We start from the raw sequence: 11,817 nt of genomic DNA, 5'->3' as shown, positions 1-11,817 counted from the left end.
CGTATAACCTACAATAAAAAAATGCTAAAGCAATTCTTAAATTTAAAATTATCACAGAAATTATCTCCTCAACAAATTCAGTTGATGAAGTTAATTCAATTGCCTACGCAAGCTTTCGAACAACGTTTATTGGAAGAAATGAACGAAAATCCAGCTTTGGAAGCCGGAAAAGAAGAAGATGAGTATGAAAAGGACGAGTTCGAAAACGAAGATTATGACGATTATGATGATTCGGAATCGGATAGAATTGAAGCCGAAGACATCAACATTGACGAGTATTTAAGCAACGACGAAACTCCGGATTATAAAACACAGGTCAATAATTACAGTGACGACGATGAAGATCGCGAAACGCCTTTTGCCGCGCCGGTGAGTTTTCATCAGGATTTAATAAATCAGTTGAATACTTTTATCCTGAATGACGAGGAGCGTGAAATTGCTGAATTTTTGGTAGGAAGTATCGATGATATGGGCTATATCCGTCGCAGTGTTCCCGACATGGTGGACGATATGGCGTTTACTCAAGGCATTTACACCGATGAAAAAATGGTGGAGAAAATGTTGCAAGTGATTCATGAACTAGAACCATCCGGTGTGGGAGCGCGTGATTTGCAGGAATGTTTGTTATTGCAATTGAAACACAAAACACCAACGGAATACGTGGAATTAGCCACTGATATTATCGAAAATCAGTTTGATGCGTTTACCAAAAAACATTACGATAAATTAATTCAAAAATATAATGTTTCGAATGAGCAACTTAAAAAAGCCATTCATGAAATAGAAAAACTGAATCCAAAACCAGGCGGATCATTTACCGGAAACAATAAAGTAACGGAAAATGTAGTTCCTGATTTTGCCATCAGAATTGTGGACGGCGAACTGGAACTGACCTTAAACGGACGAAATGCTCCTTCCCTGCACGTTTCCAAAGATTACCAGGAAATGATGCAAACCTACAAGGATTCCCGAGATAAATCAGCGCAACAAAAAGATGCGGTGCAGTTTATCAAGCAAAAATTGGATTCGGCTAAATGGTTTATCGATGCGATTCGCCAACGTCAGGAAACGCTTTTTGTAACCATGAATGCGATTATGCATCATCAGGAAGAATATTTCCTGGATGGTGATGAAACCAAGTTGAAACCGATGATTCTAAAAGACATTGCCGATATGGTGGGTCTTGATATTTCGACGATTTCGCGTGTGGCAAACAGCAAATATGTAGAAACGCCTTACGGCACGAAACTGATTAAAGAATTCTTCTCAGAAGCGATGAAAAACGACCAAGGTGAAGATGTTTCGACACTGGAAATCAAGAAAATCCTTCAGAATACTATTGAAGAAGAAGACAAGAAAAAACCACTTCCAGACGATCAACTGGCCGAAATTCTTAAAGAAAAAGGCTATCCAATCGCGAGAAGAACGATTGCAAAATACAGAGAACAACTCGATATTCCGGTGGCGAGAATGAGGAAGAAAATGTAAGATTGTTGATTTTAGATTGCTGACTAACGATTTGAGATTTAGTGTTGATAAAAAACAATGTTCCTATAAAAAGACAAACCCTTTTGGAGTTCTAAACTCTGAAAGGGTTTGTCTTTTTCATAACTTTATATTTCAATCCAGTTCTGGCTCCCTCTCCTTCGGAGAGGGTTGGGGAGAGATTTATTTTTTCTCCTGATCTTTCCGCATCGCATGATAATACGCGGCACGGCTTAACGGTTCGTATTCTTCGGTTTCGCCTAACATAACAAGTTTATCATTGTCGGTTTTACGGAAACTGTAATTAGCAAGATTTCCAGTGCGGGTACACACGGCATGCACTTTGGTCACATATTCCGCAGTTGCCATAAGAGCTGGCATCGGACCAAAAGGATTTCCCTTAAAATCCATATCCAATCCGGCCACAATTACCCGGATTCCCTGATTAGCCAAATCGTTACAAATTTTAACAATTTCGTCATCAAAAAACTGCGCTTCGTCAATGCCCACCACATCACAACCTTGAGCCAAAATAGCAATATTTGCGGCAGCAGGAACGGGCGTGGAACGGATTTCATTGGCATCATGTGACACCACCATATCGTCATGATAGCGTGTATCAATTTCAGGTTTGAAAATTTCTACTTTTTGCTTGGCAAACTGCGCTCTTTTCAAACGACGGATCAATTCCTCGGTTTTACCCGAAAACATGGAGCCACAAATGACTTCGATCCAACCAAATTGTTCTTTATGATTTACTGTATTTTCGAGAAACATTTTGTATTTTTCTGACTTAAAAAATGAATAGTTTTTATTACTTTGTAATGGATAAAACCGACTTAAAAATTTTATACTTTTACGTCGTTTCAAAAGTATAACATTTTTATTAAATCGGAGATTCGCGAGCTCTTATTTAAAAAATAAAATCACGCGAGCAAAGGTTCCTTCTTCCTTATGCTAAATAAAAACCAGGAAGATATTTATTAAAAAGACCCGCCTAACACACTATAATTTCAAAAATTATGAAAAAAAAATTGGAAGCCGATTTAATCAGCATTGCACACAGAGTATTACAACTAAAAAATAAATCTGACATCAATCAATTATATCTGGAAACGCAGAAATTATATGAAAAACTTTCTGTCTTACGATTTGTAGACGAGCACTTTAGCGAGGCAAAACCAACTATTGGCGCTGCTGAAGTAGAGCAAAAAATGGAATCTATTTTTGATAAAATGGATTCGGTTCAACCGGAAATCAAAGCTGTAGTTGAAGAAACTGTTGCCGAAGAAATCGTTGAAACGCCTTTGGAAGAAACAATAGAAACTGCTGACATATCTGAATCTGAAACGAATATTGTGGAAGAAGAAACTGTTGAAGTTCCATTGGAAGAAACAATTGAAACTGCTGATACAACTGAGTCAGAAACGAGTATTGTGGAAGAAGAAACTGTTGAAACTCCTTTGGAAGAAACAATTTCTAATGAAGAAATAACCGCGGAAGAAGAAAAAGAAGAAGAACCTATTATTGAGGAAGAAATAGTTGCTGAGGAAAAAGAAACTTCAGAACCTGAAACCGCTGCATTCACACCAGCTTTTGAATTGTCTCAAGAAGAGGAAGTAGAAACGGAACTGGAGGTGCCAAAGAAAATGGAACCGGTACAAATTTCTTTCGAAGATTTATTGGGCGGAAATTACCATGACACCCAGTTTGTAAAAGTGCAACAGATTGAAAATATTCCCACAGCAGTAGTAATCGAAACTTCAAAAGAAATCGTTGCGGAGGAGGAAAACGTTTTACCTGTGAAAGAAGCTGTTGAACCAAAAACAGTTTCCCTGAACGAAAAATTAGCCAAAGGAATCAATATCGATTTGAATGACCGCATTGCTTTTATAAAACATCTTTTTGGAAACAGCAGCGAAGATTACAACCGCGTTTTAAATCAATTAATCACGTTTGATACGTTCTACGAAACCAGAGATTTTGTTCAGGAAATGGTAAAACCGGACTACAACAACTGGGAAGGAAAACAAGAGTATGAGGAACGTTTTATGGATGTTATAGAGAAAAAATTCTTGTAAACTTCCCTGAATTTTTCTGAATATACATTTGAACAAATACAGATTTTCTATAAAATTTGTATTTAATTATTTTATCTATGTCAAAATTATACATCGTTCCTACGCCTATTGGCAATCTCGAAGACATGACTTTTCGAGCGATTCGGATTCTTAAGGAAGTCGATTTGATTCTCGCCGAAGACACGCGTACGAGTGGAAAATTATTAAAACACTTCGAAATTGGCACACACATGTACAGCCATCACATGCACAACGAACACAAAACCATCGAGAATTTAATTTCGAGATTGAAAGCCGGAGAAAACATTGCCTTAATCTCAGATGCGGGAACGCCCGCAATCTCGGATCCCGGTTTTTTATTGACCCGCGCTTGTGTTGAAAATGGTGTTGAAGTAGAGTGTTTACCCGGCGCAACGGCTTTTGTTCCGGCATTAGTCAACAGCGGTTTGCCCAATGACAAGTTTGTTTTCGAAGGTTTTTTGCCTGACAAAAAAGGGCGTCAAACCCGCTATTTAGCATTGGCGGAAGAAACCCGAACGATGATTTTATATGTTTCTCCGCATAAATTAGTAAAGACTTTAGCGGAATTCATTACCTATTTTGGCGAAGACCGTCAAATATCGGTTTCCAGGGAATTATCCAAACTGCACGAAGAAAATGTTCGCGGAACCGTGAAAGAAGTGGTCGCTCATTTTGATAAAATAGCGCCAAGAGGAGAAATTGTCGTCGTAGTCAGTGGAAAAGCAATCACCAAAGAACCTAAAAAAAGTAAATTTTCGGAAGAAGAATAACCTATAAAAACACCATGAATTTAGAATCCTTTTTAGAAAAATTAAAGCAGACACCAGAATCTATCGCTTTTGCAGAAACCATTGCAACAATTGAAGAAAACTACGACTTTACTCCAGCGGCATTTGAGAACGGTTTGCAACACAATGCAGCTGGAGAAAATTCAGGCTCATGTAAATTATTTGCTTTCGCCGAAATTCAAAACCTATCAGAAGCAGCTACATTAGCCTGTTTTGGAGCATATTATTACGAAGATGTTTTGAAAAATCCAAATGGAACTGACCATCAAAACATTCGCAATTTCATGAAAACCGGTTGGGATGGAATTGCATTTTACGGAAGTGCTTTAGTATTGAAATAAAACAGTTAAAACGCTAATTCGTAAATTAAATCGACAGACACAATTAGCGAATTAGCTGTTATTCTTTTTTTAGAGTTCCTAAAATCCTAATTTCAAAATCTAAAATCCCAAATCAATATGCGTTGGACACTTAAATCAAAACCTTCCGAAGATACCGTGAAACATTTGGCGAAAGCTTTGAATGTGGAGGATTTTGTGGCCACTTTATTAGTACAACGCGGCATCGAAACTTTTGAAGATGCCAAACGGTTTTTTCGCCCGAGTTTAGATGATTTGCATGATCCGTACTTGATGAAAGATATGGAAAAAGCAGTCGCTCGAATCGAAAAAGCGATTGAAAATGAAGAAAATATTCTTGTTTTTGGCGATTATGATGTCGATGGCACCACTGCAGTTTCTCTCGTTTCTTCCTATTTAAAAACCTATTATCCAAACGTTGCGACCTACATTCCGGATCGTTATGATGAAGGTTATGGAATATCTTTTAAGGGAATTGACTTTGCTGATGACAATGGATTTTCACTCATCATTGCTTTGGATTGCGGTATAAAATCCATCGATCATGTGGCTTACGCCAAAGAGCGAAACATCGATTTTATCATTTGCGACCACCACAGACCGGGAGATTTTTTACCCGAAGCCGTTGCCGTTCTCGACCCAAAACGAGACGATTGCAACTATCCTTATGATGAATTGTGTGGTTGCGGAATAGGTTTCAAATTGATTCAGGCTTTAGGCCAAAACCGAAATCAGACAATTGATGATTTGATTCCGTATCTGGATTTAGTTTCGGCTGCAATTGCTGCTGATATCGTCCCGATGACCGGAGAAAATCGGGTGCTGGCTTATTTCGGATTGCAAGTCATCAACACCAACCCGAGACCAGGAATCAAAGCCATCATTCACCAAATAAAAAAACAAACCTTAGATATTACCGATGTTGTTTTCATCATCGCGCCCAGAATAAACGCTGCCGGACGCATCAAACACGGGAATCATGCAGTGGAATTATTAACCGAATTTGATTTTGAGCAAGCCCAACAATTTGCTTCCGAAATTGAAGCCTATAATTCGGAGCGAAAAGATTTAGACAAATTAATCACCAAAGAAGCGTTACAACAAATTGAAGAGAACAATGAAAAAGAACGTTTTACTTCCGTGGTTTTTCAAGAAGATTGGCACAAAGGGGTCATTGGGATTGTCGCTTCCCGATTGATAGAAACCTATTATCGTCCGACACTTGTTTTTACCAAAAGTGGCGATAAATATGCCGCTTCGGCACGTTCCGTAAAAGGATTTGATGTATATAATGCACTCGAAGCATGTACCGAACATTTGGAACAATTTGGCGGTCACATGTATGCCGCGGGAATGACTTTAAAGGAAGAAAACTATCAAATCTTCAAAGATACTTTCGAAAAAGAGGTCGAAAGAACCATTCATCCGGATATGTTGACACCCGAAATTGCAGTTGATGCCGAGATTGATTTTGCGGATATTACTCCAAAACTAATCCGAATCCTGAAACAATTTGAACCTTTTGGACCGCAAAATATGACTCCAATTTTCCTGACCAGAAATATCAAAGACACCGGTTATGGAAAACCGCTTGGACAAGAAGACGAACATTTAAAACTTTTTGTTAAACAAAACAACTCCGAAGGTCTCGCTGCTATTGGTTTTAATTTGGGAAACAAAATCGAACTGACTACGCATCAAAAACCTTTTCAAGCCGTGTATTGCATTGATGAAAACGAATGGAAAGGCAAATTAAGTTTGCAATTGCGATTGCGAGATATTAAAGAATGATTCTTTTGTTATGAAAAAAAAAGACCCTTACTCGGCGCTGCGTTATAAAGAATTCAATATTTTTTTGTTGTTGCGTTTTGCCATGGTTTTTGGCTGGTCCATGCAGTTTATCGTCATTGAATGGGAAGTCTATAGTTTGACCAAAAACCCGTTATCGTTAGGGATCATCGGATTAATGGAAGTCATTCCGGCCATTTCGATGGCTTTATTTGCCGGACACATTGTCGATCAAAAAGAGAAAAAAGGATTGCTTTTCAAATGTATTTTAGGGTTTTCAATCATTAGTTTGGGCTTGTTTTTATTTACGTGGCCACCTTTTATAAAAGATTTTTCTACCCAAACCATTTTATATTCCATTTACTTTTTCGTGTTTTTAGGAGGATTGGTTCGTGCTTTTCTTGGCCCGACGATATTTTCTCTTTTGGCATTGATTGTTCCTAAAAAAATATACCCAAATGCTGCCACCTGGAGCAGTTCCGTTTGGCAAATAAGTTCGGTTTTAGGACCTGCAGTAGCCGGTTTTTCCATCAATTGGATTGGCGTTCATTGGTCAATGTCCATCGTTTTGGGATGTTCGCTTTTTGCGTTAATCGCTTTAACCCAAATAGCAACAAAACCTATTTTGAATCCAAAAATTGGCGAACCCATTATGGAAAGTTTGAAAGAAGGTGTGAAATTTGTTTTCAATAATAAGACTATTTTAGGCGCTTTATCACTGGATATGATTGCCGTTCTTTTTGGTGGAGCCGTTGCGCTGTTACCCATTTTTGCACAGGATATTTTGAAAGTGGGACCGCAGGGATTTGGTGTTTTGAGAGCCGCTCCGGCTGTTGGCGCTTTTTTAATGCTGATTATTTCCGCGTATATTCCTTTTACTAAAAATGCGGGTATGAAACTATTGTCGGCAATTTTTGCGTTTGGGATTTGTATTATCGTTTTTGGACTTTCCTCTATTTTTTGGTTGTCTGTTGCCGCTTTATTTCTAAGCGGTGTTTTTGACGGAATTTCGGTGGTGATACGCCAGACTATTTTGCAATTGAAGACTCCTGATCAGATGCGAGGCCGAGTTGCAGCCGTGAATTCTATATTTGTGGGTTCCTCTAATGAATTGGGCGCTTTTGAAAGCGGATTAACCGCAAAACTGATGGGAACTGTTAGCGCAGTAGTCTTTGGCGGAAGCATGACACTGATCACCGTGTTTCTTACCGGAGCCGTATCGCCTACTTTTAGAAAACTGGACTTGCAAAAAGATATTGAGGAACATGAAAAGAGCGAGTAATAAATAGATTTTTCAGAAAAATACTTCCTATAGCCCATCGGTAAAATAATCTCAAGATTACTTACCGACTTTTTTATGCCTTTTTTATGTTTTATTATTTAGAACAAATATAAATAATGCTTATATTTGTTTCAAACTGATGACACATGCAAGAAATAAAACAAATATATCATAACAATTTAGGCACGGCTTTTTACTGGAGAAAAGACAATGCTATTGTACTGGACAAGGTTCAACTGGTTTTTAGAGAAATGGGATTTTATTTTACTCCGCAGGAACTGCAACTATTTAAGCGCTGTATTGAAGACAGCTATATCCAAAATAAATGTTGCGACGATTGTGAACTGAAAAACAAATGCCACAAATTTTTGCTAAAAACGCCTTGTTCCCAAATTGATTTGGCCGTTTCCATGGAAGAATTGGATGCCGTAAAAGACTTAGTGGAAGGCACTTTATTTAAAATAAATTTGGATGATTATTTGTATGGGGTGGGGATGAATTAGGGATTGGAGTTTTTCAACTGTTTATAAACATGAGCGAGAACTTTTTCCTTTACCATAGTTGTAAATACTCATCATTGTGGGCACGGAAAAAATTTCCGTGCTATCGAACCGACAATCAAATCCTAGCTATATGGCTATTATTTTCCTTTTAAAAAGTCAATTGATATTTGGCTAATTATTTCAGGTTTGTCTCCAAACACTTCGTGCGAACAATTTGGAATTACACAAAATTGACTGTTTTTTATAGCATTATGAATCTCAATACCGTGTTCTAAAGTATACATATCATTGTCACCATAAACCACTAAAGTTGGTATTTTTATTGCTTCTAAATCAGTTTTTGGAAAATATTGTTCTTGAAACCACATTTGTCTAGCCTCTGTGACATATCTTTTCCAATCTTTTGATGATAATTTTTCATAATATTTTATCCAATGTGGCCAATTTTTTTCAATCCAATTTGTATCTGTCCAGTTTTTAGCTTCTTCTATATTTTTAAATCCCTCCATTTTATAATTCGCTCCTGAAATTATTAACTTTTTCACTTTATCAGGTCTGTTTTTTGCGAGAATCAAACCAGTAATAGCACCATCACTCCAGCCAATGACATAAAGACTATCTAGTTTTAATTTATCAATGATTTCGGAGTTGTACTCTGCCAATAATTTATAACTTAACGGAGTATCTGAATATTCTGAGCGACCGAGTCCAGGTGCATCAGAAATAATAACTTTATATTTTTTTGAAAGAATTGGAATAACATTTTCAAAGTCGATAATACTTCCAAATCCTCCGTGTATTAACAATAGAGGAATTCCTTCTCCGTACTCTTCATAATAAATTTTTGTTCCTTTAATTGTTAAATATTTTCCATTATTTGAGCCGTATTTTATTTGGGCAATTCCACTTAAAGAGAAAACTAATGTAAAAAGTAATATTTTAAATCTCATATTGTATAGGTTTCGTTTTTTTTAAAACTGGAACAAAACTTATTTTAAGCTCTGACACATTGCTTTGATATTTATCAAATATATACAAAAAGAAAATCGTCGCCATATTTTTAGGTTTTTTACACAATAAAAAAAAACAGGAAGTCAAGAATAAATTCTTGAGAATTTATTAATACTTTTTGATTTCGAAATTCTCGCCATCAAAAACGCCATAGGTAAAATACGTAATCCAGTCGCCCAGATTGACATACTCGGCATCTTTGCCTACGGTTACTTTCATAGGCAAATGACGGTGGCCAAAAATAAGGTAATTGTAGTGTTTGGTTTCCAGTTTTCTTTTGGAATAGAGAATCAGCCATTCGTTGTCTTCACCAAGAAAGGTCACATCTTCATCACCAGAAATCAATTTGTTTTTTACGGAAAGGTATTGCGCCAGTTTCACGCCAATATCCGGATGAAGCCATCTAAAAAGCCATTTAAAAAAAGGATTTGTAAACACTTTTTTCATGCGTTTGTATCCTAAATCGCCAGGACCTTTTCCGTCTCCGTGGCCAATTAGGAATGTTTTATCTCCAAAAGTATATTCTTGATTGTCATGAAACACAGGAATATTCAGTTCTTTCTGAAAATAATCCTCCATCCATAAATCGTGGTTTCCCACGAAGAAATAAATAGGGATTCCGCTGTCTCGGATTTCGGCGAGTTTGCCTAAAACACGGATAAACCCTTTTGGGACTACGGTTTTGTATTCGAACCAAAAATCAAATAAATCGCCCAATAGAAAAATAGCTTCGGCATCGCCTTTTACTTCGTCGAGCCAAGCCACAAATTTTTGTTCTCTCGGAAAACTCAATTCGGGTGTTGGTGCTCCAAAATGCTGATCGGAGGCGAAATATATTTTTTTGTTATTGGGTAATTGCATGAAGTTACAGTATGGATTTCATATTATCACTGGCAAACCATTCTGCAAAAGAAGATTCGGTTTCTTGCAGTTTTAAGGAAAAAAGAGTGATTCCTTCCGGTAATCGGCTGATGATTCTTTGAGAAAAATCAACGACCATGTTTTCACTCGTTGGTTGGTAATCTACCAAAATAACGTGGTGTCCGCGGCTCATTAATTCGTTTGCCAATTCGATATGTGGCGTTGTTCCGTTAAAAACAGTCGCATGGTCAAACTGATCTACAATTTCTTCTTTTACAATTTTCTTTAAATCCGTGAAGTCAATCACCATTCCAAATTTCACATTGGAACGATCTGTAATTGGAGTTCCAATTACCGTTACTGACAATTTATAACTATGTCCGTGGACATTTTTACATTTCCCGTCATAGCCATATAAGGCGTGTCCGGTTTCGAAACTAAATTGTTTTGTAATTCTGATATTGCTCATCGGAGTTTAATTTTGATGCAAATTTAGCAAATTGATATGAGAAATGAGATGTAAATCTTGGTATTTGGATTCCACTGAGACCTAGCCCTGATAGGAGTGAAAATCCTTTTATTACCCTGTCAGGGTTTCGACCCCTGACAGGGTATAAAAGATTGTAACGGATAGCAGGAAATAGCTCCTGAAAAAATTACTTTTTGAATTGGGACAACGCTTTTCTGGTAAAATCAGACAACACCAATTTACCCGAAATCGCGGCGCGTTCCAACAACAATGTTTCCCAATGTTGCGTTCCTTCCCACAAAACCTTTTTCATTTCCAGTAAAGCTTCGGGATTATAACTAGATAATTTAGCGCTGAAATCAGCTATTGCGGCATCCAGTTCTGCAATGGTTTCAAAAGTATTGGCGTACAATCCTTTGGCTGCAGCCCAATCAGCGGTTTTCCATTCGTGGGCTGCGAGCGTCATTTCGGCCATTGCCGTCTTACCGATTTTCTTGGAAACTACGGGTTCTATCACAAAGGGACCAATGCCGATGGCCAATTCCGATAGTTTTATAGAAGCGTTTTTTGTCGCCAATGTATAATCACAGGCAGAAGCAATTCCTACGCCGCCGCCAACTGCTTTTCCGTGAACGCGACCAACAATAAGCTTGGAACACGAACGCATCGCATTGATTAAATGCGCAAATCCGGAGAAAAATTGGGTTCCTGCTGCTTCATCAGAAACAGCCAAAAGTTCATCAAAAGAAGCGCCTGCACAAAAAGCTCCCGAGCCTTCGCTTTGAATAACAATCACCGAAACGGCTGGATTCGTACTCAAAATGTTGAACTCATTCGTTAAACGATCCAACAATTCTCTTGGAAAAGAATTGCTCGAAGGATGACCAAATGCAACGGTTGCGATTCTATTTTCGATTGTTGTGAAGAGCGAACCTGTTGGGTTTTCTGATACCATAGTGGGGATTTTGATGTAAAGTTAAAAAAAGTAAAGGAGGATTTGACTTTTTTTCAAATAGAATGGATTTGTATTTTGAAATTTGCTTTTTGGGAAATTTATATGTTATATTTGCGATCTAGTTTGGGGGATTAGCTCATTTGGCTAGAGCGCTTGCCTGGCAGGCAAGAGGTGATCGGTTCGAATCCGATATTCTCCACAACATAAAACCGTA

12 protein-coding genes and 1 tRNA gene are annotated in these 11,817 nt (G+C 37.7%); 8 read left to right on the top strand and 5 right to left on the bottom strand.

The window, feature by feature from the left end:
- Positions 1–21 precede the first annotated feature (21 nt).
- Positions 22–1,488: an RNA polymerase factor sigma-54 gene (gene rpoN, locus E0I26_RS02130; protein WP_131914847.1), complete on the top strand. Its 1,467-nt coding sequence runs from the start codon at positions 22–24 to the stop codon at positions 1,486–1,488.
- 180 nt (positions 1,489–1,668) lie between these two features.
- Here the strand turns inward: rpoN and E0I26_RS02125 are convergent, their stop codons facing one another.
- On the bottom strand, positions 1,669–2,262 hold the full coding sequence (locus E0I26_RS02125) for a thymidine kinase (protein WP_131914846.1): 594 nt from the start codon (positions 2,260–2,262) through the stop codon (positions 1,669–1,671).
- Between the two features lie 245 nt (positions 2,263–2,507).
- Here E0I26_RS02125 and E0I26_RS02120 point away from each other — a divergent pair, with 245 nt between their 5' ends.
- The 6 genes from E0I26_RS02120 (at position 2,508) to E0I26_RS02095 (ending at position 8,307) form a co-directional block, all read left to right on the top strand.
- Entirely contained in the window at positions 2,508–3,566 is a 1,059-nt protein-coding gene (locus tag E0I26_RS02120) for a hypothetical protein (RefSeq protein ID WP_131914845.1), read from the top strand.
- Between the two features lie 77 nt (positions 3,567–3,643).
- A complete protein-coding gene (rsmI, locus tag E0I26_RS02115) occupies positions 3,644–4,357 on the top strand; it encodes a 16S rRNA (cytidine(1402)-2'-O)-methyltransferase (protein WP_131914844.1) in 714 nt (237 codons plus the stop codon).
- A 14-nt stretch (positions 4,358–4,371) separates the two neighbouring features.
- On the top strand, positions 4,372–4,716 hold the full coding sequence (locus tag E0I26_RS02110; protein WP_131914843.1) for a HopJ type III effector protein: 345 nt from the start codon (positions 4,372–4,374) through the stop codon (positions 4,714–4,716).
- Between the two features lie 117 nt (positions 4,717–4,833).
- Complete coding sequence (recJ, locus tag E0I26_RS02105) at positions 4,834–6,525, top strand: single-stranded-DNA-specific exonuclease RecJ (protein WP_131914842.1); 1,692 nt, start codon at positions 4,834–4,836, stop codon at positions 6,523–6,525.
- Between the two features lie 10 nt (positions 6,526–6,535).
- A complete protein-coding gene (locus E0I26_RS02100) occupies positions 6,536–7,804 on the top strand; it encodes an MFS transporter (RefSeq protein WP_131914841.1) in 1,269 nt (422 codons plus the stop codon).
- Between the two features lie 146 nt (positions 7,805–7,950).
- Positions 7,951–8,307 carry a hypothetical protein gene (locus E0I26_RS02095; RefSeq protein WP_131914840.1) on the top strand — a complete coding sequence of 119 codons (357 nt, stop codon included), beginning with the start codon at positions 7,951–7,953 and terminating at the stop codon, positions 8,305–8,307.
- Between the two features lie 137 nt (positions 8,308–8,444).
- Here the strand turns inward: E0I26_RS02095 and E0I26_RS02090 are convergent, their stop codons facing one another.
- The 4 genes from E0I26_RS02090 to E0I26_RS02075 form a co-directional block, all read right to left on the bottom strand.
- Positions 8,445–9,257, bottom strand: coding sequence for an alpha/beta fold hydrolase (locus E0I26_RS02090; RefSeq protein WP_131914839.1), 813 nt, complete (start codon positions 9,255–9,257; stop codon positions 8,445–8,447).
- 169 nt (positions 9,258–9,426) lie between these two features.
- Positions 9,427–10,179, bottom strand: a complete 753-nt coding sequence (locus E0I26_RS02085; RefSeq protein ID WP_131914838.1) for a UDP-2,3-diacylglucosamine diphosphatase — start codon at positions 10,177–10,179, stop codon at positions 9,427–9,429.
- A 4-nt stretch (positions 10,180–10,183) separates the two neighbouring features.
- The gene (locus tag E0I26_RS02080) at positions 10,184–10,648 is read right to left on the bottom strand and encodes a 6-pyruvoyl trahydropterin synthase family protein (RefSeq protein WP_099714184.1); all 465 of its coding nucleotides are present in this window, start codon (positions 10,646–10,648) and stop codon (positions 10,184–10,186) included.
- 187 nt (positions 10,649–10,835) lie between these two features.
- Positions 10,836–11,603 carry an enoyl-CoA hydratase/isomerase family protein gene (locus tag E0I26_RS02075; RefSeq protein ID WP_131914837.1) on the bottom strand — a complete coding sequence of 256 codons (768 nt, stop codon included), beginning with the start codon at positions 11,601–11,603 and terminating at the stop codon, positions 10,836–10,838.
- A gap of 125 nt (positions 11,604–11,728) precedes the next feature.
- On the opposite strand from E0I26_RS02075, the gene E0I26_RS02070 reads away from it, so the two are divergent.
- A tRNA-Ala gene (locus E0I26_RS02070) sits at positions 11,729–11,802 on the top strand.
- The last annotated feature ends 15 nt before the right edge of the window (positions 11,803–11,817 follow it).

It is taken from the genome of Flavobacterium rhamnosiphilum, from assembly GCF_004349195.1.
GTDB lineage: Bacteria > Bacteroidota > Bacteroidia > Flavobacteriales > Flavobacteriaceae > Flavobacterium > Flavobacterium rhamnosiphilum.
The sequence above is the reverse complement of the archived record's forward strand: the minus strand, read 5'-3'. Positions and strand labels throughout refer to the sequence as shown.